A 21,095-nucleotide genomic window follows, 5' to 3' on the forward strand; every position below is an offset into this window, starting at 1 on the left:
GCTTTTTTTATTAAATTTATTTTAAAAAACACCTCTGGTGTTGTAAGGTTAAGCCTCTCGGGTCATTAGTACTAGTTAGCTCAACATATCACTATGCTTACACACCTAGCCTATCAACGTCGTAGTCTTCAACGTCCCTTCAGTAAACATTTCTGTTTCAGGGAAGATTTATCTTGGGGCAAGTTTCGTGCTTATATGCGTTCAGCGCTTATCTTTTCCGCATTTAGCTACCGGGCAATGCCATTGGCATGACAACCCGAACACCAGTGATGCGTCCACTTCGGTCCTCTCGTACTAGAAGCAGCCCCCCTCAATCTTCCAACGCCCACGGCAGATAGGGACCGAACTGTCTCACGACGTTCTAAACCCAGCTCGCGTACCACTTTAAATGGCGAACAGCCATACCCTTGGGACCTGCTTCAGCCCCAGGATGTGATGAGCCGACATCGAGGTGCCAAACACCGCCGTCGATATGAACTCTTGGGCGGTATCAGCCTGTTATCCCCGGAGTACCTTTTATCCGTTGAGCGATGGCCCTTCCATTCAGAACCACCGGATCACTAAGACCTGCTTTCGCACCTGCTCGCGTTATCACGCTCACAGTCAAACTGGCTTATGCCTTTGCACTAACCTCACGATGTCCGACCGTGATTAGCCAATCTTCGTACTCCTCCGTTACTCTTTGGGAGGAGACCGCCCCAGTCAAACTACCCACCAGACACTGTCTCTGTACCGGATTACGGCACTAGGTTAGAATACCGAATTTTAAAGGGTGGTATTTCAAGTTTGGCTCCATTAAAACTAGCGATTTAATTTCATAGCCTCCCACCTATCCTACACATTAAAATTTAGAATTCAGTGTCAAGCTATAGTAAAGGTTCACGGGGTCTTTCCGTCTTGCCGCGGATATACTGCATCTTCACAGCAATTTCAATTTCACTGAGTCCCAGGTGGAGACAGCCTGGCCATCATTACGCCATTCGTGCAGGTCGGAACTTACCCGACAAGGAATTTCGCTACCTTAGGACCGTTATAGTTACGGCCGCCGTTTACCGGGGCTTCAGTCTAGAGCTTTAAGTTTCCTTTGACTCCTTCGATTAACCTTCCGGCACCGGGCAGGCGTCACACCGTATACTTCCACTTTCGTGTTTGCACAGTGCTGTGTTTTTAATAAACAGTTGCAGCCAGCTGGTATCTTCGACTAGTTTCAGCTATAGAAGTTAATTCTTTCACTTAATACTAGCGTGCCTTCTCCCGAAGTTACGGCACTATTTTGCCTAGTTCCTTCACCTGGGTTCTCTCAAGCGCCTTAGTATTCTCTACCTAACCACCTGTGTCGGTTTAGGGTACGATTTAATTTTACCTGATGCTTAGAGGCTTTTCTTGGAAGCGTGGTATTAGTTACTTCATCACCTTAGTGATTCGTCATCATGCCTCAGATTAAAGATAACCGGATTTGCCTAATTATCATACCTACACATTTAAACCAGGACGACCGTCGCCTGGATAACTTAACCTTCTTCGTCCCCACTTCGCAGTAATATTAAGCACAGGAATATTAACCTGTTGTCCATCGACTACGCTTTTCAGCCTCGCCTTAGGGGTCGGCTTACCCTGCCCCGATTAACGTTGGACAGGAAACCTTGGTTTTTCGGCGAGCAGGTTTTTCACCTGCTTTATCGTTACTCATGTCAGCATTCGCACTTCTGATACCTCCAATATATTTTACAATATATCTTCGTTGGCTTACAGAACGCTCCCCTACCCAGCAAAAACAAAATGTTTATGCTGCCGCAGCTTCGGTGCATAGTTTGAGCCCCGTTACATCTTCCGCGCAGGCCGACTTGACCAGTGAGCTATTACGCTTTCTTTAAATGATGGCTGCTTCTAAGCCAACATCCTGGCTGTTTATGCCTTCCCACATCGTTTCCCACTTAACTATGACTTTGGGACCTTAGCTGGCGGTCTGGGTTGTTTCCCTTTCCACAACGAACGTTAGCACCCGCTGTGTGTCTCCCGTGATAGCATTCTACGGTATTCGGAGTTTGCATCGGGTTGGTAAGCCGGGATGGCCCCCTAGCCGAAACAGTGCTCTACCCCCGTAGATGAATTCACGAGGCGCTACCTAAATAGCTTTCGGGGAGAACCAGCTATCTCCCGGTTTGATTGGCCTTTCACCCCTAGCCATAGGTCATCCGCTGATTTTTCAACATCAGTCGGTTCGGTCCTCCAGTTGGTTTTACCCAACCTTCAACCTGCCCGTGGCTAGATCACCGGGTTTCGGGTCTGTACCCTGAAACTTAACGCCTATTTAGGACTCGGTTTCCCTTCGGCTCCCCTATTTGGTTAACCTTGCTACAGAGTACAAGTCGCTGACCCATTATACAAAAGGTACGCAGTCACAAATTATTTTTAAAAAAAATATGCTCCCACTGCTTGTACGTACACGGTTTCAGGTTCTATTTCACTCCCCTCGCCGGGGTTCTTTTCGCCTTTCCCTTACGGTACTAGTTCACTATCGGTCAGTCAGGAGTATTTAGCCTTGGAGGATGGTCCCCCCATATTCAAACAGGATTTCTCGTGTCCCGCTCTACTTTTCGAACTCACAATGTAAATTATTTTGTATACTGGGCTATCACCTTGTATCGCTGAATTTTCCAAATCATTTTACTATAATTTAAATTGATTGTAGTTCTGGGCTGTTCCCCTTTCGCTCGCCACTACTAAGGGAATCTCGGTTGATTTCTTTTCCTCAAGGTACTTAGATGTTTCAGTTCCCTTGGTTTGCTTTATTAACTTATTTAATTCAGTTAATAATGATGCATTTTATTGCATCGGGTTTCCCCATTCGGATATCGACGGTTATTGCGCTTCATATCAGCTTACCGACGCTTTTCGCAGATTTGCACGTCCTTCATCGCCTCTGACTGCCAAGGCATTCACCATGTACGCTTATTTGCTTAACCTTACAACCCACAGGTGTTTTTCTTAAAAAAATAAGTTATTTATGCTTGTTTTCCGAATTTTTAAAGAGCTTTTTATTAATTAAAATTTAATTTAATTTTACAAGTTATTTTGAGGATAACACAATAATTTAAATTAGTATATATTATTTTAAAATAATTTTTTATTTATCGTCCCCTAGGGGATTTGAACCCCTGTTGTCGCCGTGAAAGGGCGATGTCCTAGACCTCTAGACGAAGGGGACTATTTATCGTAAAAATTTTTATTGTTTCTAAAATACTACTGCTAAATAATACAGATCACAAAAACAAGAGTCAAGTATTTTCTTTAGTATCTTTATTTTTAATCACACAAACAAAACTTTTATAAAAAAATACTTGTTAAAAAGTGAAGATCAAAAATATTAAATATCATTTAATTTCTTCTTACTTAAAAAATTAATAATATAATCTGTTTTTGGAAACTGATTATGCCACAATAAAAAAGAATGAGCAGCTTGAAAAACTAACATACCAATTCCATTAGAAACAAATGTGTGCCCTGTTTTAATACACCAATTTATAAAAGGTGTATTATCAATTTGATAATTCATATCATAAAAAAAAGTTTTAGAAGAAACAAAAGATAAAGGAAAAAAATATTCTGTTTTTGTAATATTTTTAGATGTAGCATTAATGACTAAATCAAATTTTTTTTCACCTAATAAAAATTCATTAAAAATATTTATTTTTCCATATTTATGGAATTGAGTCACTATTTTTTGAGCATTTGCAACAGTTCTATTTAAAATAAATATTGAACATCCAAAAGATAAAAGAGGGGAAATTACACCTTTAACTGCACCACCAGCACCAAGTATTAATACTGAATATTTTTTTTTTATAAAATTTAATCTTATTAAATCAGATAACAAACCAATCCCATCAGTATTATCGCCTAAAATACATGTATTATTTATTTTTTTTAATGTATTAACAGATTGAGCAATTTTAGCTCTTTCTGTTAATTTATTACATAAAAAAAAAGCTTCTTCTTTAAATGGTGCGGTAATATTTGCTCCGCATCCCTCTTGTTTAAAAAAATCAGATAAAAAAGAAAAAAGATTACTTAATGGTACATTAAAAGCTGTGTAATTATGAACAAGACCTGTTTGTTTTGAAAAAAAATTATGAATGTAAGGAGATTTACTATGATTTATAGGATTACCAAATAAAGCATAATTAAATTTTTTGTTTTTAAACATTTCTAATTAACTTTCCATTAATAATATTAATAATTTTAGAAGGATACTTATTACAACCTATTTTCCCATGTAATAATGGAAAATCTTTTCCAAAAACTTTAAAAAGTTCCTCACAAGTCACACATGGATTCATATTAGTAATATTGGCACTTGTAGATATCAAGGCTTTTCCAAAAGCATTACATAATTTTATTATTTCAATATGAGCACTTATTCTGACAGCTATAGTATTAAATTTACCAGTCAACCAATAAGGCGCTTTAGGATGTGCTGGTAGTAAAAACGTAAATGGTCCTGGCCAATGTAAAAACATTTTTTTTCTTTGTTTCTTTAATAAACATTTTTCATTAATATACATTTTGATTTGATCAAAATTAGAAGCTACTAATATTAAACCCTTTTCTATACTTCTTTTTTTTAAATTTAATAATTTTTTTACAGCTATTTCACTGCTAGGGTCACAACCCAATGCAAACATTGATTCTGTCGGATATGCAATTACATTTTCACTATTTAATATCTTTATACAATGAAGTAACGAAGTTGAAAAATAATATTTTTCCATCAATACTTTCTCACTATAAAAAAATTATATTATTTTTTATTAAGATATTTAATGAATTACTTCTTCTTTGAAATTAAACAATAAATTTTCAAGTTTTTGATAAACTACTTCACATCCAGGAACATTAAATAACACAATTAATATAATCCATTTTAAATCTTCAAGATGTAATTCGTTAATATCTAAATCCATAATTCTTTCGATAATCATTTCTCGTGTATCTAATGTTAATATCTCTAACTGTTCTAAAAAAAGTATAAAACCACGACAATCAGCATTTAACTTAAAAGATTCTTCTTTTGTGTAAATTCGCATAGAAATTTGTTTTGATAATGTATTTATAGATGAAATAATATTCTTTTTATAAGAAGATAAATTTTTTAACCAACGTAAAGCATTATAAATATCTTTTTGTTTAAATCCTATATTTGATAAATCATTTGTTAGGCTATCATAATCAATAGAAATTTTTGATTCACTATGCACATAAGTTTCAAATAAATATATTAATATATCAAACATTACATCCTCAATCACATATTAAACAATTTAAATGTTTAGTAATATACATTTTACATATAACTTTATTATTAGTATTGTTAATACATAATATGTAAATTATTATAATCTACTGTAAATAAATTTTCATAAATAGAATTATTAAAAAATTTATAAAAATAATATCAGTAAACTTTAAATTATAATAAAAAAGTCTATACTAATATATAAAATTCAATAATTTTATATTTAAATACATATGTCTTTTTTAAAAATACTATATTATCCAGATGAACGTTTACGACTTATAGCTAAACCTGTAAATAAAATTAACAAAAAAATAAAAAATATTGCAAGTAATATGATTGATACAATGCAGAAAGAAGAAGGAATTGGTTTAGCAGCGACTCAAGTAAATATTCAATTACAAATTATAGTTATCAATAAAATGGAAAAAAATAAAAACAATCTGGTATTAATTAATCCTAAAATTATCAAAAAATCAGGTAATATAAGCATTGAAGAAGGATGTTTGTCAATCCCAGAATATCGCGCTTCTGTTCCAAGAGCAAATTATATAAAAGTTCAAGCTATCAATTTAGATGGTGAAAAAATAGAAATAGAAACAGATTCAATTATATCTATTTGCATACAACATGAAATAGATCACCTTAAAGGCAAGCTATTTATTGATTATTTATCAAAATTTAAACAAGAAAGACTCAAAAAGAAATTTGAAAAAATAGAAAAAAGAAAAACTTTTTAATTACAGGAATTAAATCAATTTGAAAAAATTAAAAATTATTTTTGCTGGTACTGCATATTTTTCTGCAGAACATCTCAAAGCATTAATTAATGCTTCATATCAAATAATCTTAGTAATTAGCCAGCCAGATGTTCCGTCTGGAAGAGGACAAAAAATTACTTTTTCTCCTGTAAAAAAAATATCCATCATAAATAATATTCCTATATTACAACCTATAGACTTAAATAATAAAATATTTCAACAAAAACTCTTATTATTTAATGCAGATATAATGATTGTAGTATCTTATGGTAAGATTATACCAAAAAAAATTCTTACTATGTTTCCAAAAGGATGTATTAATGTACATGCTTCGCTATTACCACGATGGAGAGGTGCTACTCCAATTCAATCAGCAATTTTACATGGCGATAAAAAAACAGGTATTAGTATCATTACTATGAATGAAAAAATTGATTCTGGAACAATTATATATGCAATAAAATGTGATATCTCAATAAAAGATACGACTTATAGTTTGTCATTAAAATTAATAAAAATTGGAATAAAAGCGTTATTAAAAGTTTTAGAAAAAATTAATAATCATACGATTATCGAAAGAAAACAAGATGAAAAAAATGCAGTTTTTTCAAAAAAAATATATAAAAAAGACGGTCTTTTAAACTGGAATACAAAAGCTACAGAATTAGAGCGTTTAATACGTGCATTTAATCCATGGCCTACCTGTTATTTTATAATAGAAAACAAGATGATAAAAGTATGGCAAGCAACAGTAATTCCTTGTACAAAAAAAAATGCTTGCATAGGAGAAATTATATTATCTAATAATAATGGCATACAAGTAAATACATCTGATCAAATATTAAATATTGAAAAATTACAATTACCTGGAAAAAAAATAATGGATGCAAAACACATTCTTCTTTCAAAAAAAAGTTTATTTAAAACTGGTAACATTATATAAAAAAATTATTAATATCTTTAGAGTAGTATTTTTTACTTGAAAAAAAATATTTTTTATGCTAGGTAAGCAAACGGTATCTTTCCGTTTGCTATATATATATATAAAAACAAACATTTTTTATAATTTAGAAAATATATAAAAAAATTTTATTATAATTATCAATTATATTTTATTTTTCTATTATCTCTTTTTTCTTATCTTTTTTAACGCGATCTACTAATTCTATATAAGCCATTGGAGCCTTATCACCAGATCGAAATCCACATTTTAAAATACGTGTGTAACCTCCTAATCTATTTAAAAAACTAGGCCCTAATGTTTTGAATAATTTAGACACTACCTCATTGTCACGAATACGAGAAAATAATAATCTTCTATGTGCAACTGTATCTATTTTAGATAAAGTGATCATTGGTTCAACAATTCGACGGAGTTCTTTTGCTTTAGCCAATGTTGTTTTTATAATTTCATGCATAAATAATGAGCACGCCATATTTTTTAACATAGCATTAAGATGGCTACGATTACGATTTAATTGACGACCACTTTTTCGATGACGCATAAATTTATTCCTTTTATTAAAATATCAATATAAATAGATATTATTCATCTATAATGCTTGATGGTGGCCAATTTTCTAATCTCATACCAAGAGATAAACTGCGAGAAGCTAATATATCTTTAATTTCAGTTAAAGATTTTTTACCTAAATTAGGAGTTTTTAAAAGTTCCACTTCAGTTCTCTGTACTAAATCACCAATATAGTGTATTGATTCAGCTTTAAGACAATTAGCAGAACGAACTGTAAGTTCTAAATCATCTACTGGACGCAATAGAATCGGTTCAAACTCAGGTTTTTCTTCTTTAACCTCAGGTTCACTAACATCTCTTAAATCAACAAATGCTTCTAATTGTTCTGATAAAATAGTAGCAGCACGTCGAATCGCTTCTTCTGGATCAATTGTACCATTAGTCTCCATCTCAATTATTAATTTATCTAAATCAGTTCTTTGTTCTACACGTGCAGCTTCTACATTATAAGAGATTCTATCTATAGGACTATAACAAGCGTCAACTAGTAAACAACCGATCGGTCGCACATCATCTTCTGAATGCACTCTAGCAGCAGCAGGAATATAGCCTCTTCCACGTTGTACTTTTATTCTCATTTTAATAGAAGAATTTTCGTATGTTAAATTACAAATAACATGTTCTGGTTTAATAATTTCAACATCACCATCATGTACGATATCTGCAGCAGTAACAGAACCAATACCAGATTTATGCAATGTAAGAATAACCTCATCTTTACCATATACTTTTACAGCTAATCCTTTTAAATTCAATAAAATTTCTAAAACATCTTCTTGAATTCCTTCTTTAGTACTATATTCATGAAGTACCCCATCAATTTCAACTTCAGTAACTGCACATCCAGGCATAGAAGAAAGAAGAATTCTGCGAAGTGCGTTTCCAAGTGTATGACCAAAACCTCTTTCTAATGGCTCTAAAGTAACTTTAGTATGAGTTGTACTAATTTGTTCAATATCAACTAATCTTGGTTTTAAAAAACCAATACTAGAATTATGCATATAATCCTCTCTTTGAATAGCAAACTTTATTACTTGGAATAAAGTTCAACAATCAAATGTTCATTGATTTCTGCAGATAAATCAGAACGTTCAGGAAAACGCTTAAAAATACCTTCCATTTTATTTAAATCTACTTCTAACCAAATTGGTTTTTCTCTTTGTTCAACTAATTCTAAAGACGCTTTGATTCGTGATTGATTTTTAGATTTATCTCTAATAGATATACGATCATTAGGAGATATTTGATATGAAGCAATATTAACAATTTTATTATTCACTAAAATAGATTTATGATTGATTAATTGTCTTGATTCAGCTCGCGTACAACCAAAACCCATACGATAAACTACATTATCTAATCTTCTTTCTAAGAAAAGTAATAAATTTTCTCCAGTATTACCTTTATAACTAGCAGCCATTTTATAATATATTTTAAATTGACGTTCTAAAACACCATATAAACGTCGTACTTTTTGTTTTTCACGTAACTGCACAGCATAGTCAGACAATCTAGGTTTTCGAATACCATGTTGTCCTGGAGGTTGTTCTAATTTACATTTTGATTCTATAGAACGCAGTCCTGATTTTAAAAACAAATCAGTACCTTCACGTCGACTTAATTTTAATTTTGGACCTAAATATTTTGCCATTTTCTTCTCCAGTAATTCCTAAAAATCAAACACGACGCTTTTTAGGAGGACGGCAACCATTATGAGGAATCGGTGTTACATCAGTAATATTTGTAATACGAAATCCAGCAGCATTTAAAGCTCGAATAGTAGATTCTCTACCTGGACCAGGGCCCTTAACCATCACTTCTAAATTTTTTATACCATAATCTTTTACTATTTCAGCACAACGTTCAGCCGCAATTTGAGCAGCAAAGGGAGTAGATTTTCGAGATCCTCTAAAACCAGAACCACCAGAAGTAGCCCAACCCAAGGCATTTCCTTGTCTATCTGTAATAGTAACAATAGTATTATTAAAAGATGCATGTACATGGGCTATGCCATCTAAAATTTGTTTTTTTACACGTTTACGTGTACGAGCTGTTGAATTTTTTACCATGATAACATTTACCTAAATTATTTTTTTATTGGTTTTCGAGGACCTTTACAAGTTCTAGCATTAGTTTTAGTTCTTTGTCCATGTACAGGAAGATTCCTACGATGACGTAAACCACGATAACAACTGAGATCAATTAAACGTTTAATATTTAAAGTTCTTTCTCTTCTTAAATCACCTTCAATAACATATTTTGCAACATTTATCCTTAATAGTTCAATTTGTTCTTCGTTTAAATCAGTAATTTTAGAATTTTCAGGAATATTAGCAAGAAGACAAATTAATTTAGAACGTTTTTTACCAATTCCGTATATTGCAGTTAATGCAATTATAGTATGTTTATTTTCAGGAATATTAATACCTGCAATACGTGCCATATGATCTAATCCTATGTGAGTGCTATCAAATATAAAAATAAAAATTAAGTATAATAAAATATTAGTACAAAATTTTTTGTATAATTGATAAAAAATTATCCTTGACGTTGTTTGTGTTTAGGATCATTACTACAAATGACTCTTATAACATTATTTCTTCGTATTATTTTACATTTTCGACAAAGTATTTTTACAGAAGCTTGTACTTTCACTTTTTTCCCTTGATATTTTATTGTAATATTCTAAATATTTAATTTAGATTAGCTTTTTTTAAAATAGAGTCATATTGACTAGACATTATTAATGTTTGAATTTGAGCAATAAAATCTATAACAACTACAACAACAATTAATAATGAAGTTCCACCAAAATAAAATGGAACATTCATAACACTTCTCATAAATTCAGGCATTAAACAAATAAATGTAATATATATAGAGCCTACCAACGTCAATCTTAACATAATTTTATTAATATATTTTGCTGTCTGTTCACCAGGTCTTATACCTGAAATAAATGCACCTGATTTTTTTAAATTATCTGCTGTTTCACGAGGATTAAATACTAACTCGGTATAAAAAAAACAAAAAAATACTATCGCTGATACATATAAAATTAAATACAACGGTTGATTAGGTTGTAAATAAAATGATATGGTTTGTAACCATGAATAATTATGACTGATTTTAAACCATGATATAACTGTTACTGGAAAAAGAACTATACTAGAAGCAAAAATTGCTGGTATTACACCCGACATATTTACTTTTAAAGGTAAATGAGTACTTTGAGAAGCATAAATACGTCGACCTTTTTGTCGCTGTGCATAATGTACAACAATTTTTCTTTGACCACGCTCAACAAACACTACAAGAAAAATAACTAAAAAAATTAATGCTAAAATTAATAAAAAAAATAAAATATGCAAACTACCTTGTCTTGTTTGTTCAATAGTGTTACTGATTGCTGATGGCAAACCAGCTATTATTCCTATAAAAATAATAATTGAAATACCATTTCCAATGCCACACTCTGTGATTAATTCCCCTAACCACATTAAAAAAATAGTACCGGCTACTAAACTAATTACTGCTGTTAAATAAAAATAAAAATCAGCATGTACTATAATAGTATGAATGCCTATTATATTAGGAAGACTAGTAGAAATTCCAATCGATTGAATAATGGCTAATATTAAAGTAGCATATCTAGTATATTGATTTATTTTATGACGTCCCGATTCCCCTTCTTTTTTTATTTCAGATAAAGTTGGATATACCAATGTTAATAATTGAATAATAATAGAAGCTGATATATACGGCATAATACCTAAAGAAAAAATAGAAGCGCGACTCAAGGCACCACCAGAAAACATATTAAACATATCAACAATAGTACCTTTTTGATTATTTAATATTGTTGATAAAATTGTAGTATCAATTCCAGGAATAGGAATAAAAGAGCCAATACGAAAAATAATTAAAGCTATGATAACAAAAACAACCCTTTGTTTTAGCTCACTGATATTTTTTTTAGTATTCTTTATATTTGATCCTAATTGCTTTACCATTATTTATCATTTATCCTTCAATTTTACCACCAATATTTTCAATATTAGCACGAGCGCCCTTTGTTACAAGTAAACCTCGTATTGTCAAAGCAATTGTTAATTTTCCAGAAAGAATTATTTTGACTTGTTTAATATTTTTTTTAATAATGTTTTCTTTTTTTAATATATCAATATCAATGATATTAGTAGATAAATTTGAGATGTCTGACAAACGAACTTCTGCTTTTATATTCTTTTTTCGAGAATTAAATCCAAATTTTGGTAGTCTTCTATACAAAGGCATTTGGCCTCCTTCAAAACCACGACGAATACTACTTCCTGATCTAGATTTTTGACCTTTGTGACCACGACCAGATGTTTTTCCAAAACCTGATCCAATACCTCGTCCTAATCGTTTTCGATTTAAACGCGCTCCAAAAGCTGGAGAAAGAGTATTTAAATACATTTTTTTATTCCTCTTGTACTTTTAAAATATAAGAAATCTTTTTTATCATACCTTGAATGGCAGATGTATTTTCACGTATTACAGTATGTCCGACATAACGTAATCCAAGTCCGATTAATGTTTTTTTATGTTTTGGTATTCTGCCTATAGAACTTTTTATTTGAGTAATTTTTATATTTTTCATTAGATAAAATTTATCCTAATATGTCTTCAAGACGTTTGTTTCTTTTAGCAGCTACCATTTCTGGAGACTTCATATTGACTAAACCATTCATTGTAGCTCGAACTACATTGATTGGATTAGTAGAACCGTAAGTTTTAGCTAATACATTATGTATACCTGCCACTTCCAATACTGCACGCATTGCTCCTCCTGCAATAATTCCAGTTCCATCAGAAGCAGGTTTCATAAAAACATTTGATCCAGTATGAGATCCTTTTAATGAATGTTGTAAAGTTTTATTAACTAATGGTATAGTAATCATATTACGTCGAGCTTTTTCCATTGCTTTCTGAATAGCAGCAGGTACTTCACGTGCTTTACCATATCCAAAACCAACTCGACCGTCTCCATTCCCTACCACAGTTAATGCTGTAAAGGAAAATATACGACCACCTTTAACAGTTTTTGAAACACGGTTAACTGTAATTAACTTTTCTTGTAAATCACTATTATTTTTTTTTTCAAAATTAGCCATTCTATTATTTTTCACCTTAAAACTTTAATCCAAATTTACGTGCAGATTCTGCTAAAACTTGTATACGACCATGATACTTAAAACCAGATCGATCAAAAGAAACATTATATATTCCTTTTGACAAGGCTCGTTCTGCAATAATTTTACCCACTATTTGCGCCGCTTCTTTATTTCCTGTATATTTTATATTAGAACTTATGTTTTTTTCTAAAGTGGAAGCAAATACTAAAACTTTTGATTCTGTAGAGGAAATTATTTGAGCATATATATGACGTGAAGTTCGATGTACTACTAATCGAACAGCTTTTAAAGCTTTAATTTTAAGACGTGCTTTCATAGATCGACGTATACGAGAATTGATTTTATTTTTTCTAGAAAAAGTCATTTTATTTCTTCTTTGCCTCTTTTATACGTACCACTTCATCTGAATAACGAATTCCTTTTCCTTTATAAGGTTCCGGTATACGATAAGAACGTAAATTTGCAGCAATTTGTCCAACTAGTTGTTTATCTATTCCTTTAACAATAATCTCTGTTGGAGATGGATTTTCTACAGCAATATTTTTAGGTAAACAATATGTAATAACATGAGAATAACCTAATGACATGTTAATTGTATTTTCTTTTGTGATTGAAACACGATATCCCACCCCAGAAAAATGCAATTTTTTACTAAATCTTTTTGAAACACCTATAATCATGGAATTTATAAGAGCTCTTGCAGTTCCAGCCTGCGCCCAAGCATCAGAAAAAGACAAACGTGGTGAAAAAACTATTTGATTATTTAAATATTGTATTTTAACTGATCGATGAATAGTACGTGAAAGATGTCCATATTTCCCTTTAATCAATACTACTTGTGAATCTAATTGAACGTCAATATCAGAAGGAACAAAAATAGGACATTTAGCAACACGAGACATTCTTCCTCCAATCATTATTTCTAAGCTACATAACAAATGACTTCACCGCCAAGACCTTCTTGACGAGCCATACGATCTGTCATAACTCCTTGAGAAGTAGAAATTACTGCTATTCCCAAACCAGCCATGACTTTAGGTAAATTATTCTTTTTTTTGTATATTCTTAAACTAGGACGACTGACACGTTGAATCGTTTCTATTACAGATTTTCCTTTAAAATATTTTAAAATTACTTTTAATATTAGTTTAGAATCACCTGTAATATTAAAATCTTTAATATAACCTTCCTGTTTTAACAATTTAACAATTGATTTTTTTAATTTCGAGGAAGGCATTGTAACAGAATATTTGTTAGCTGATTGACCGTTTCGAATACGAGTTAACATATCTGATACTGGATCTTGCATACTCATTTTAAACTCCAAAATATGAAAAATTATTTTTTACCAACTAGCTTTTTTTAAACCAGGTATTTCACCTTTCATAGCTGCTTCTCTAACTTTAATGCGACTTAATCCAAATTTACGTAAAAAAGCATGCGGCCGACCAGTTTGACGACATCTATTTCTTTGACGTGATGGACTAGAATCACGAGGAAAAGATTGTAATTTCAAAACAGCATTCCAACGTTCTTCTTCTGGAAGAAGCATGTTAGAAATAATATTTTTTAATTCAACACGCTGTATGTAAAACTTATTAGCTAATTTTACACGTTTAACTTCTCTTGCCTTCATTGATTGTTTAGCCATTGAATTACCTTTTTATTATTTACGAAAAGGAAAATTAAAAGCAGATAATAATAAACGACCCTCATGATCAGATGTAGCAGTAGTAGTTATCGTTACATCTAAGCCACGAACTCGATCTACTTTATCATAATCAATCTCAGGGAAAATGATCTGCTCACGTATTCCTAAACTATAATTTCCGTGACCATCAAAAGAATTGATTGATAAACCACGAAAATCACGAATTCTTGGAACTGCAATAATAATTAAACGTTCAAAAAAATCCCATTTCCTCTGACCACGTAATGTAACTTTGCAGCCAATAGGATAACCTTGACGAATTTTAAAACCAGCAACAGATTTACGAGCTTTAGTGATTAGCGGTTTTTGTCCAGATATTGCTGTAAGATCCGAAACAGCATAATCTAAAACTTTTTTATCAGAAGCAGCAGCGCCTACACCCATATTTAAGGTAATTTTATCAATTTTAGGAACCTGCATAATAGAACTATAATTTAGTTCAAGCATAAGTTTTTTTGTTACTTTTAATTTATAATAATCATACAATGTTGCCATTATATTACTCCATTCTATTTAATCGTTTTACTATTAGATTTGAAAAAACGAACTTTTTTTCCTTCTTCAAATCTAAAACCAACACGATCTGCTTTTTTAGATTCAGGATTAAAAATAGCAATATTTGATATTTGAATAGGTGCTTCTTTTTCTATGATACCACCGCTTTTATTTTGAGATGGAACTGGTTTTTGATGTTTTTTAATTATATTTACACCATTAACAATTGCTTTATGTGTAGATAAAATATTTTTAATAACACCTTTTTTCCCTTTATCTTTACCAGTTAATATAATAACTTCATCATTACGACGTAACTTTGATGCCATTTTTTATTCCTTGAAAATGTTATTATTAAAGAACTTCTGGTGCTAATGAAATAATTTTCATAAATTTTTCTGTTCTCAATTCGCGAGTAACAGGCCCAAAGATACGAGTACCTATAGGTTGTTCATTATTGTTCAGTACAACACAAGCGTTTCTATCAAAACGAATTACTGATCCATCAGATCGCCTTACTCCTTTTTTGGTCCTTACTACTACTGCTTTAAGAACTTCTCCTTTTTTTACTTTACCTCTTGGAATTGCTTCTTTAATTGTTATCTTAATTATATCTCCAATACCTGCATATCGTCGGCGAGAACCACCTAATACTTTAATACACATAGCAGAACGTGCTCCAGAGTTATCAGCTACATATAAAATTGTTTGTTCTTGAACCATAATTTTAAACACCTTAACTTTGCAATTTTAAATAGCTATAAAATTACTAATGTAAAATAATTTTATTATAACACTGCTTTTTTTATATGAACAGAAACATGAGCAGACGTGAGTTTGTTCATGTTTTTAAAAATATTTAAAAAATAGTTTTTTCAATAATACGCACCAAAACCCAAGACTTTGTTTTAGAAATTGGACGAGATTCTCTAATTTCTATTAAATCACCAATAGCACATTCATTTTTTTCATCATGAATATGTAATTTCGTAGTACGTTTAATGAATTTTCCATAAATAGCATGTTTTACAAAACGCTCAATAGCAACAACCGCAGATTTTTGCATCTTGTTACTGATTACTCGACCTTGTAAAGTTCGAATATTTTCCATTATTTTATGATGTCCTTTTCAGTTAATAAAGTTTTTAATTGTGCAATATTTCGTCGAACTTTCCGTAATAAATGAGGTTGTTTTAATTTTCCAGATACAGATTGCATACGTAGATTAAATTTCTCACGTAATAATTCTAACAGCTCTATTTTAAGATCTTTTTTATTTTTTTTTCGAAATACTGTTATAACTTTCATTACATCACCATTTTATTTACAAAAGTAGTTTTAATTGGCAATTTTGAAGCGGCTAATTTAAATGCTTCACGAGATTCTTCTTCAGTAACACCATCTAATTCATAAAGAATTTTACCCGGTTGTATTAAAGCAACCCAATACTCAACATTTCCTTTTCCTTTACCCATTCTTACTTCCAATGGTTTCTGAGTTATAGGTTTATCAGGAAATATACGTATCCACATCTTGCCTTGTCTTTTAATACAACGAGTTATAGCTCTTCTTGCAGATTCGATTTGACGAGCCGTTAAACGTCCTCGACTAGTGGCTTTTAGACCAAAAGAACCAAAATCAACACTAGTACCAGAAGCTAGTCCACGATTGCGACCTTTATGCATTTTTCGAAATTTAGTACGTTTTGGTTGCAACATTGGTAGACTCTCTTTGTTCTTATTTACGATTTTTACGATGTTGTTTTTTTGTTTGGATAGAAGGTTTTTCTAATTTTTCCATTGCAGACATACCACCTAAGATTTCACCTTTAAAAATCCAGACTTTTACACCTATCACGCCATATGTTGTATGAGCTTCTGAAGTACTATAATCAATATTCGCACGCAACGTATGTAAAGGCACTCTACCTTCTCTATACCACTCTCGACGAGCTATTTCTGCTCCTCCTAAGCGACCACTAACTTCAACCTTGATACCTTTAGCGCCTTGACGCATTGCGTTTTGTACAGATCTTTTCATAGCACGTCTAAACATAACTCTTCTTTCTAATTGAGAAGTAATACTATCCGATACAAGTTTTGCATCTAGTTCAGGTTTACGTATTTCAGAAATATTTATTTGAACAGGTACACCTGTAATTTTTGCAATATTAATTCTTAATTTCTCTACATCTTCACCTTTTTTACCAATGACAATACCAGGTCTTGCTGTATAGATAGTAACTCGAATACTCTTTGCTGGTCTTTCAATAATAATTCGAGAAATAGATGCTTTGATCAATGATTTCATTAAAAATTGACGCACTTTATAATCACTATCTAAATGATCTGCAAAATCTTTAGTATTAGCAAACCAAACAGAATTCCATTTTTTTATTATTCCTAGTCGCATTCCATTAGGATGTACTTTCTGACCCATTATTATTTCTCCTCAATATTAACGATCAGATACCACCACAGTAATATGACTAGTTCGCTTTAAAATACGATCTGCACGTCCTTTAGCACGTGGCATCATTCTTTTCATTGTTGAACCTTCATTAATAAATATTTTTTTTATTCTCAATTTATCTATATCAGCACCATCATTATGTTCAGCATTTGCTACAGCCGATTCAAGTACTTTTTTTACTAAAATAGCCGCTTTTTTATTACTATAAGTTAAAATATTTAATGCTTGCGGAACTTTTTTACCGCGTATTAAATCTGCAATCAAACGAACTTTTTGTGCAGAAGATCGTGCTTGACGATGATGAGCTAAAGTTTCCATTTATTCCTCTCTTTAACGTTTTTTTACTTTTTTATCTGCAGTATGTCCTCTATAAGTACGAGTTAAAGAAAATTCACCTAACTTATGCCCTACCATTTCTTCTGTTATAAAAACAGGAATATGATGACGACCATTATGAATGGATATGGTTAAACCAACCATGTTTGGAAATATTGTCGAACGTCTTGACCAAGTTTTAATTGGTTTTTTATCATTTGTTTTTACTGATTTTTCTACTTTTTTTAATAAACTGAGATCAATAAAAGGACCTTTCTTAAGAGAACGTGGCATAAAGTAATTTTCTCTCTACAATTATTTAGTACGATGACGTAAAATAAATTTTTCAGTACGTTTATTTTTACGAGTTTTTTTTCCTTTCGTTTGCACACCCCATGGAGTAACCGGATGTTTACCAAAATTTCTTCCTTCACCACCTCCATGAGGATGATCAACAGGATTCATTGCTGTACCACGGACAGTAGGACGTATTCCTACCCAACGGGATGCACCTGCTTTACCTAAAACTTTTAACATATGTTCAGAATTTCCAACTTCACCAATAGTTGCTCTACAATGAGAGGGTGTTTTTCTCATTTCACCTGAACGCAAACGTAATGTCGCATATTCTTTATCACATGCTACTAACTGTACATAACTTCCTGCAGAACGAGCTATTTGACCACCTTTTCCAGGTTTCATTTCTACGTTATGAATCAATGTACCAACTGGAATATTTTTAATGGGTAAAGTATTGCCAATTTTTATCGGAGCATTTAAACCAGATACTATAACATCTCCTATTTTTAAATCTTTAGGGGCTAAAATATAATTTCTTTCACCATCTTTATATAATATTAAAGCAATATTAGAAGAACGATTAGGATCATATTCAAATCTTTCTATAATAGCTTCTACATTATCTTTCTTTCTTTTAAAATCTATAATGCGATATGCTCTTTTATGTCCACCGCCAATATGGCGAGTTGTAATTCTACCATTATTATTACGTCCTCCACTTTTACTTTTTTTCTTTAAAAGTAATGAGTATGGTTTTCCTTTATATAATTCTGAATTAACAACTTTAACAACATGGCGACGACCAGGAGATGTCGGTTTGCATTTAACAATTGCCATTGTGTTGTCCTCCGACTACTCTCTATTGCCGATAAAATCTAAATTATACCCTTTTTTTACCTTAATATAGGCTTTTTTCCAATTACTTTTTTGAATAATACGATTAGATTGACGTTTCACTTTCCCCTTAATTTTTAATGTTTTTATACTTTCAACTTCTATATTAAATATTTTTTTTACAGCACATTTTATTTCATATTTAGTAGAATTATTTAAAACTTTTAAAACAACAGTATTAAATTTTTCTATAGATATAGATGCTTTTTCAGATACATGTGGAGCAAGTAGTATTTTCAGCAAACGTTCCTCAGAAATCATGAAAGTATTTCCTCTACTTTTTTGACTGCTTCAACCGTAATAATAACGTGCTCAAAAGCAATTAAACTAACCGGATCTATTGAACGTACATCCTTTACATCTACTGAATATAAATTTCTAGATGCAAGAAACAAATTATTATCTATTTTATCAGTAATAATAAGAACATTTTTTAAATCTATCTCTTGTAGTTTTTTCACTAAAAGTTTAGTTTTAGGCACATTCAATGAGAAATCTTTAAAAATTATTAATCTTTTTTGACGTATTAATTCAGAAAAAATACTTTTTAACGCACCACGATACATTTTTTTGTTAACTTTTTGACTATATTCTTGCGGTTTTGCAGCAAATGTAACACCACCAGAACGCCAAATTGGACTTCTAAAAGATCCTGCTCGTGCACGACCTGTACCTTTTTGACGCCATGGTTTTCTACCTGATCCAGATACTTCAGCACGACTTTTTTGTGCTCTAGTACCTTGACGGGTAGATGCTGAATAAGCAACAACAACTTGATGAATTAGAGCTTTATTAAAATCACGACCAAAAATGACTTCAGAAACACTAAGAACACTTTGTATGTCTTTAACTACTAATTCCATGCTTTACTCCTCACTGCTCTCAAACCTTGATAGCTGGTTTAACGATAAGATCACTGCCGGTAGCACCGGGAACCGCACCTTTTACTAAAAGAAGATTTTTATCTTCATCAACATGTACTATATTTAAATTTTGTATGGTAACGCGACTATTTCCTAGTTGTCCTGCCATTTTTTTACCTTTAAATACTCTACCAGGAGTTTGATTTTGTCCGATAGAACCGGGTACTCTATGAGACAAAGAATTCCCGTGTGTAGCATCTTGAGTATGAAAATTCCAACGTTTAACTGTACCGCAAAAACCTTTTCCTTTGGAAACACCTGTTACATCTACCTTTTTAATATTGTTAAAAATATTAATATTAATTTTTTGTCCTACTTGAAAAGTTTCATTTTGATTCGTTTTAAATTCCCATAAACCGCGACCAGGCATGACACCTGACTTTAAAAAATGTCCTGCTTTTGGTTTTGTTAATCTATTTGTTTTTTTTATACCAGTAGTTACTTGAATAGCGCAATAGAAATCAGTATTTATATTTTTTACTTGTGTAACTCGATTTTCTTGAAGTTCAATTACTGTTACTGGAATTGAAGATCCTTCTTTAGTAAAAATACGAGTCATACCTAGTTTTTTACCGACTAAACCAATCATTCTTTTTAATACCTTAATCATATATGTCTATTGAATTAACCTAAACTAATTTGTACATCTACACCAGCGGCAAGATCCAGACGCATTAGTGCATCAACAGTTTTTTCAGTAGGTTCTACTATATCAATTAAACGCTTGTGTGTGCGAATTTCATATTGATCGCGTGCATCCTTATTGACATGAGGAGAAACTAAAATAGTAAATCGTTCTTTACGAGTGGGAAGAGGAATTGGGCCACGTACTTGAGCACCAGTTCTTTTTGCTGTTTCAACAATTTCTGTAGTTGATTGATCAATTAATCTATGATCAAAAGCTTTTAAACGAATACGAATTCTTTGGTTCTGCATTAGACCAGAACTCCAATTTATATACACAGTAAAAAATTTAACCTTCTCTGAATTGATTTATATCATTCAGAAGTAGATGTAATTAATAACACTATATAACTCCTATATTAGGAGTATTTTTTAAATACATAAAATGATTTATTTAAAGAAATTTAATTTTTTTTTTATAACATATTCTTCATCTTTTTTAAAATATTAAACAATATTATATATCAAAAATAAAAAAAAATAATAACATATTATTAAGTATATAATCAAGAAAAGAGCATTTTATACTCTTT

At 31.4% G+C, this 21,095-nt stretch carries 33 protein-coding genes, 1 tRNA gene and 1 rRNA gene; 2 read left to right on the forward strand and 33 right to left on the reverse strand.

From position 1 onward, the window contains the following. Positions 1-44 precede the first annotated feature (44 nt). The 5 genes from AB4W64_RS02530 to AB4W64_RS02550 all read right to left on the reverse strand — a co-directional run bounded on the left by AB4W64_RS02530 (position 45) and on the right by AB4W64_RS02550 (position 5,294). Positions 45-2,966, reverse strand: a 23S ribosomal RNA gene (locus AB4W64_RS02530). Positions 2,967-3,135: 169 nt separating this feature from the next. Further along, positions 3,136-3,208 (reverse strand) — tRNA-Glu (locus AB4W64_RS02535). Positions 3,209-3,367: 159 nt separating this feature from the next. After that, the gene (aroE, locus tag AB4W64_RS02540) at positions 3,368-4,207 is read right to left on the reverse strand and encodes a shikimate dehydrogenase (protein WP_367677924.1); all 840 of its coding nucleotides are present in this window, start codon (positions 4,205-4,207) and stop codon (positions 3,368-3,370) included. Continuing rightward, complete coding sequence (locus AB4W64_RS02545) at positions 4,200-4,727, reverse strand: Sua5/YciO/YrdC/YwlC family protein (protein WP_367678299.1); 528 nt, start codon at positions 4,725-4,727, stop codon at positions 4,200-4,202. The genes aroE and AB4W64_RS02545 overlap by 8 nt, the downstream gene beginning before the upstream one ends. A 93-nt stretch (positions 4,728-4,820) precedes the next feature. After that, positions 4,821-5,294 carry a DUF494 family protein gene (locus tag AB4W64_RS02550; RefSeq protein ID WP_367677925.1) on the reverse strand — a complete coding sequence of 158 codons (474 nt, stop codon included), beginning with the start codon at positions 5,292-5,294 and terminating at the stop codon, positions 4,821-4,823. Between the two features lie 235 nt (positions 5,295-5,529). Between AB4W64_RS02550 and def the strand changes: the two genes are divergently transcribed. Both def and fmt read left to right on the forward strand, forming a co-directional pair. Continuing rightward, positions 5,530-6,036, forward strand: coding sequence for a peptide deformylase (gene def / locus AB4W64_RS02555; RefSeq protein WP_367677926.1), 507 nt, complete (start codon positions 5,530-5,532; stop codon positions 6,034-6,036). 19 nt (positions 6,037-6,055) lie between these two features. Then, positions 6,056-7,000 (forward strand): methionyl-tRNA formyltransferase, encoded by a 945-nt coding sequence (gene fmt / locus AB4W64_RS02560; RefSeq protein ID WP_367677927.1) that lies wholly within the window; start codon positions 6,056-6,058, stop codon positions 6,998-7,000. A gap of 169 nt (positions 7,001-7,169) precedes the next feature. Here the strand turns inward: fmt and rplQ are convergent, their stop codons facing one another. From rplQ to rpsJ, 28 genes are all read right to left on the reverse strand, one after another. Continuing rightward, complete coding sequence (rplQ, locus tag AB4W64_RS02565; RefSeq protein ID WP_367677928.1) at positions 7,170-7,562, reverse strand: 50S ribosomal protein L17; 393 nt, start codon at positions 7,560-7,562, stop codon at positions 7,170-7,172. A gap of 40 nt (positions 7,563-7,602) precedes the next feature. After that, on the reverse strand, positions 7,603-8,592 hold the full coding sequence (rpoA, locus tag AB4W64_RS02570; protein ID WP_367677929.1) for a DNA-directed RNA polymerase subunit alpha: 990 nt from the start codon (positions 8,590-8,592) through the stop codon (positions 7,603-7,605). 29 nt (positions 8,593-8,621) lie between these two features. Then, positions 8,622-9,242 carry a 30S ribosomal protein S4 gene (gene rpsD, locus AB4W64_RS02575; RefSeq protein WP_367677930.1) on the reverse strand — a complete coding sequence of 207 codons (621 nt, stop codon included), beginning with the start codon at positions 9,240-9,242 and terminating at the stop codon, positions 8,622-8,624. Positions 9,243-9,267: 25 nt separating this feature from the next. Continuing rightward, complete coding sequence (rpsK, locus tag AB4W64_RS02580; protein ID WP_367677931.1) at positions 9,268-9,660, reverse strand: 30S ribosomal protein S11; 393 nt, start codon at positions 9,658-9,660, stop codon at positions 9,268-9,270. A gap of 17 nt (positions 9,661-9,677) precedes the next feature. Next, positions 9,678-10,034 (reverse strand): 30S ribosomal protein S13, encoded by a 357-nt coding sequence (rpsM, locus tag AB4W64_RS02585; protein ID WP_367677932.1) that lies wholly within the window; start codon positions 10,032-10,034, stop codon positions 9,678-9,680. A gap of 95 nt (positions 10,035-10,129) precedes the next feature. Continuing rightward, positions 10,130-10,246, reverse strand: coding sequence for a 50S ribosomal protein L36 (rpmJ, locus tag AB4W64_RS02590; RefSeq protein ID WP_367677933.1), 117 nt, complete (start codon positions 10,244-10,246; stop codon positions 10,130-10,132). A gap of 38 nt (positions 10,247-10,284) precedes the next feature. Beyond that, positions 10,285-11,604, reverse strand: a complete 1,320-nt coding sequence (gene secY / locus AB4W64_RS02595) for a preprotein translocase subunit SecY (protein ID WP_367677934.1) — start codon at positions 11,602-11,604, stop codon at positions 10,285-10,287. 10 nt (positions 11,605-11,614) lie between these two features. Then, a complete protein-coding gene (gene rplO / locus AB4W64_RS02600) occupies positions 11,615-12,049 on the reverse strand; it encodes a 50S ribosomal protein L15 (RefSeq protein WP_367677935.1) in 435 nt (144 codons plus the stop codon). Between the two features lie 4 nt (positions 12,050-12,053). Then, positions 12,054-12,233, reverse strand: a complete 180-nt coding sequence (gene rpmD / locus AB4W64_RS02605) for a 50S ribosomal protein L30 (RefSeq protein WP_367677936.1) — start codon at positions 12,231-12,233, stop codon at positions 12,054-12,056. 10 nt (positions 12,234-12,243) lie between these two features. After that, complete coding sequence (rpsE, locus tag AB4W64_RS02610; RefSeq protein ID WP_367677937.1) at positions 12,244-12,747, reverse strand: 30S ribosomal protein S5; 504 nt, start codon at positions 12,745-12,747, stop codon at positions 12,244-12,246. Positions 12,748-12,763: 16 nt separating this feature from the next. Next, positions 12,764-13,132, reverse strand: a complete 369-nt coding sequence (rplR, locus tag AB4W64_RS02615) for a 50S ribosomal protein L18 (RefSeq protein WP_367677938.1) — start codon at positions 13,130-13,132, stop codon at positions 12,764-12,766. Between the two features lies 1 nt (position 13,133). Beyond that, positions 13,134-13,670 (reverse strand): 50S ribosomal protein L6, encoded by a 537-nt coding sequence (gene rplF / locus AB4W64_RS02620; RefSeq protein ID WP_367677939.1) that lies wholly within the window; start codon positions 13,668-13,670, stop codon positions 13,134-13,136. Positions 13,671-13,690: 20 nt separating this feature from the next. Further along, positions 13,691-14,083, reverse strand: a complete 393-nt coding sequence (rpsH, locus tag AB4W64_RS02625; protein ID WP_367677940.1) for a 30S ribosomal protein S8 — start codon at positions 14,081-14,083, stop codon at positions 13,691-13,693. 30 nt (positions 14,084-14,113) lie between these two features. Beyond that, on the reverse strand, positions 14,114-14,419 hold the full coding sequence (gene rpsN / locus AB4W64_RS02630) for a 30S ribosomal protein S14 (RefSeq protein ID WP_367677941.1): 306 nt from the start codon (positions 14,417-14,419) through the stop codon (positions 14,114-14,116). A gap of 15 nt (positions 14,420-14,434) precedes the next feature. Further along, on the reverse strand, positions 14,435-14,974 hold the full coding sequence (gene rplE, locus AB4W64_RS02635) for a 50S ribosomal protein L5 (protein ID WP_367677942.1): 540 nt from the start codon (positions 14,972-14,974) through the stop codon (positions 14,435-14,437). Between the two features lie 14 nt (positions 14,975-14,988). Then, positions 14,989-15,303 carry a 50S ribosomal protein L24 gene (gene rplX / locus AB4W64_RS02640; RefSeq protein ID WP_367677943.1) on the reverse strand — a complete coding sequence of 105 codons (315 nt, stop codon included), beginning with the start codon at positions 15,301-15,303 and terminating at the stop codon, positions 14,989-14,991. Positions 15,304-15,328: 25 nt separating this feature from the next. Next, positions 15,329-15,697, reverse strand: coding sequence for a 50S ribosomal protein L14 (rplN, locus tag AB4W64_RS02645; protein WP_367677944.1), 369 nt, complete (start codon positions 15,695-15,697; stop codon positions 15,329-15,331). Positions 15,698-15,833: 136 nt separating this feature from the next. Beyond that, positions 15,834-16,088 (reverse strand): 30S ribosomal protein S17, encoded by a 255-nt coding sequence (gene rpsQ / locus AB4W64_RS02650; RefSeq protein ID WP_367678300.1) that lies wholly within the window; start codon positions 16,086-16,088, stop codon positions 15,834-15,836. Continuing rightward, positions 16,085-16,282 (reverse strand): 50S ribosomal protein L29, encoded by a 198-nt coding sequence (gene rpmC, locus AB4W64_RS02655; RefSeq protein ID WP_367677945.1) that lies wholly within the window; start codon positions 16,280-16,282, stop codon positions 16,085-16,087. The genes rpsQ and rpmC overlap by 4 nt, the downstream gene beginning before the upstream one ends. Further along, on the reverse strand, positions 16,282-16,692 hold the full coding sequence (rplP, locus tag AB4W64_RS02660; protein ID WP_367677946.1) for a 50S ribosomal protein L16: 411 nt from the start codon (positions 16,690-16,692) through the stop codon (positions 16,282-16,284). Before rplP ends, rpmC begins: the two co-directional genes overlap by 1 nt. Before the next feature lie 19 nt (positions 16,693-16,711). After that, positions 16,712-17,413 (reverse strand): 30S ribosomal protein S3, encoded by a 702-nt coding sequence (gene rpsC, locus AB4W64_RS02665; protein WP_367677947.1) that lies wholly within the window; start codon positions 17,411-17,413, stop codon positions 16,712-16,714. 18 nt (positions 17,414-17,431) lie between these two features. After that, complete coding sequence (rplV, locus tag AB4W64_RS02670) at positions 17,432-17,764, reverse strand: 50S ribosomal protein L22 (RefSeq protein ID WP_367677948.1); 333 nt, start codon at positions 17,762-17,764, stop codon at positions 17,432-17,434. Positions 17,765-17,776: 12 nt separating this feature from the next. Further along, positions 17,777-18,055 (reverse strand): 30S ribosomal protein S19, encoded by a 279-nt coding sequence (gene rpsS / locus AB4W64_RS02675; protein WP_367677949.1) that lies wholly within the window; start codon positions 18,053-18,055, stop codon positions 17,777-17,779. 21 nt (positions 18,056-18,076) lie between these two features. Beyond that, a complete protein-coding gene (rplB, locus tag AB4W64_RS02680; RefSeq protein ID WP_367677950.1) occupies positions 18,077-18,898 on the reverse strand; it encodes a 50S ribosomal protein L2 in 822 nt (273 codons plus the stop codon). A gap of 15 nt (positions 18,899-18,913) precedes the next feature. Next, positions 18,914-19,216 (reverse strand): 50S ribosomal protein L23, encoded by a 303-nt coding sequence (gene rplW / locus AB4W64_RS02685; protein ID WP_367677951.1) that lies wholly within the window; start codon positions 19,214-19,216, stop codon positions 18,914-18,916. Further along, positions 19,213-19,818: a 50S ribosomal protein L4 gene (rplD, locus tag AB4W64_RS02690; RefSeq protein ID WP_367677952.1), complete on the reverse strand. Its 606-nt coding sequence runs from the start codon at positions 19,816-19,818 to the stop codon at positions 19,213-19,215. Before rplD ends, rplW begins: the two co-directional genes overlap by 4 nt. 19 nt (positions 19,819-19,837) lie before the next feature. Next, the gene (rplC, locus tag AB4W64_RS02695; RefSeq protein ID WP_367678301.1) at positions 19,838-20,467 is read right to left on the reverse strand and encodes a 50S ribosomal protein L3; all 630 of its coding nucleotides are present in this window, start codon (positions 20,465-20,467) and stop codon (positions 19,838-19,840) included. Between the two features lie 35 nt (positions 20,468-20,502). Then, the gene (gene rpsJ, locus AB4W64_RS02700) at positions 20,503-20,814 is read right to left on the reverse strand and encodes a 30S ribosomal protein S10 (protein WP_009874476.1); all 312 of its coding nucleotides are present in this window, start codon (positions 20,812-20,814) and stop codon (positions 20,503-20,505) included. Between the last annotated feature and the right edge of the window lie 281 nt (positions 20,815-21,095).

This window comes from Buchnera aphidicola (Brachycaudus tragopogonis), from assembly GCF_964059175.1.
Lineage (GTDB): Bacteria > Pseudomonadota > Gammaproteobacteria > Enterobacterales > Enterobacteriaceae > Buchnera > Buchnera aphidicola_BM.

What these genes read in the sequence shown, in the direction of transcription:
- aroE (WP_367677924.1), bottom strand. Translation starts at nt 4,207, where the DNA reads ATGTTTAAAAACAAAAAATTTAATTATGCTTTATTTGGTAATCCTATA.
- AB4W64_RS02550 (WP_367677925.1), bottom strand. Translation starts at nt 5,294, where the DNA reads ATGTTTGATATATTAATATATTTATTTGAAACTTATGTGCATAGTGAA.
- def (WP_367677926.1), top strand. Translation starts at nt 5,530, where the DNA reads ATGTCTTTTTTAAAAATACTATATTATCCAGATGAACGTTTACGACTT.
- rplQ (WP_367677928.1), bottom strand. Translation starts at nt 7,562, where the DNA reads ATGCGTCATCGAAAAAGTGGTCGTCAATTAAATCGTAATCGTAGCCAT.
- rpoA (WP_367677929.1), bottom strand. Translation starts at nt 8,592, where the DNA reads ATGCATAATTCTAGTATTGGTTTTTTAAAACCAAGATTAGTTGATATT.
- rpsD (WP_367677930.1), bottom strand. Translation starts at nt 9,242, where the DNA reads ATGGCAAAATATTTAGGTCCAAAATTAAAATTAAGTCGACGTGAAGGT.
- rpsK (WP_367677931.1), bottom strand. Translation starts at nt 9,660, where the DNA reads ATGGTAAAAAATTCAACAGCTCGTACACGTAAACGTGTAAAAAAACAA.
- rpsM (WP_367677932.1), bottom strand. Translation starts at nt 10,034, where the DNA reads ATGGCACGTATTGCAGGTATTAATATTCCTGAAAATAAACATACTATA.
- secY (WP_367677934.1), bottom strand. Translation starts at nt 11,604, where the DNA reads ATGGTAAAGCAATTAGGATCAAATATAAAGAATACTAAAAAAAATATC.
- rplO (WP_367677935.1), bottom strand. Translation starts at nt 12,049, where the DNA reads ATGTATTTAAATACTCTTTCTCCAGCTTTTGGAGCGCGTTTAAATCGA.
- rpmD (WP_367677936.1), bottom strand. Translation starts at nt 12,233, where the DNA reads ATGAAAAATATAAAAATTACTCAAATAAAAAGTTCTATAGGCAGAATA.
- rpsE (WP_367677937.1), bottom strand. Translation starts at nt 12,747, where the DNA reads ATGGCTAATTTTGAAAAAAAAAATAATAGTGATTTACAAGAAAAGTTA.
- rplR (WP_367677938.1), bottom strand. Translation starts at nt 13,132, where the DNA reads ATGACTTTTTCTAGAAAAAATAAAATCAATTCTCGTATACGTCGATCT.
- rplF (WP_367677939.1), bottom strand. Translation starts at nt 13,670, where the DNA reads ATGTCTCGTGTTGCTAAATGTCCTATTTTTGTTCCTTCTGATATTGAC.
- rpsH (WP_367677940.1), bottom strand. Translation starts at nt 14,083, where the DNA reads ATGAGTATGCAAGATCCAGTATCAGATATGTTAACTCGTATTCGAAAC.
- rpsN (WP_367677941.1), bottom strand. Translation starts at nt 14,419, where the DNA reads ATGGCTAAACAATCAATGAAGGCAAGAGAAGTTAAACGTGTAAAATTA.
- rplE (WP_367677942.1), bottom strand. Translation starts at nt 14,974, where the DNA reads ATGGCAACATTGTATGATTATTATAAATTAAAAGTAACAAAAAAACTT.
- rplX (WP_367677943.1), bottom strand. Translation starts at nt 15,303, where the DNA reads ATGGCATCAAAGTTACGTCGTAATGATGAAGTTATTATATTAACTGGT.
- rplN (WP_367677944.1), bottom strand. Translation starts at nt 15,697, where the DNA reads ATGGTTCAAGAACAAACAATTTTATATGTAGCTGATAACTCTGGAGCA.
- rpmC (WP_367677945.1), bottom strand. Translation starts at nt 16,282, where the DNA reads ATGAAAGTTATAACAGTATTTCGAAAAAAAAATAAAAAAGATCTTAAA.
- rplP (WP_367677946.1), bottom strand. Translation starts at nt 16,692, where the DNA reads ATGTTGCAACCAAAACGTACTAAATTTCGAAAAATGCATAAAGGTCGC.
- rpsC (WP_367677947.1), bottom strand. Translation starts at nt 17,413, where the DNA reads ATGGGTCAGAAAGTACATCCTAATGGAATGCGACTAGGAATAATAAAA.
- rplV (WP_367677948.1), bottom strand. Translation starts at nt 17,764, where the DNA reads ATGGAAACTTTAGCTCATCATCGTCAAGCACGATCTTCTGCACAAAAA.
- rpsS (WP_367677949.1), bottom strand. Translation starts at nt 18,055, where the DNA reads ATGCCACGTTCTCTTAAGAAAGGTCCTTTTATTGATCTCAGTTTATTA.
- rplB (WP_367677950.1), bottom strand. Translation starts at nt 18,898, where the DNA reads ATGGCAATTGTTAAATGCAAACCGACATCTCCTGGTCGTCGCCATGTT.
- rplW (WP_367677951.1), bottom strand. Translation starts at nt 19,216, where the DNA reads ATGATTTCTGAGGAACGTTTGCTGAAAATACTACTTGCTCCACATGTA.
- rplD (WP_367677952.1), bottom strand. Translation starts at nt 19,818, where the DNA reads ATGGAATTAGTAGTTAAAGACATACAAAGTGTTCTTAGTGTTTCTGAA.
- rplC (WP_367678301.1), bottom strand. Translation starts at nt 20,467, where the DNA reads ATGATTGGTTTAGTCGGTAAAAAACTAGGTATGACTCGTATTTTTACT.
- rpsJ (WP_009874476.1), bottom strand. Translation starts at nt 20,814, where the DNA reads ATGCAGAACCAAAGAATTCGTATTCGTTTAAAAGCTTTTGATCATAGA.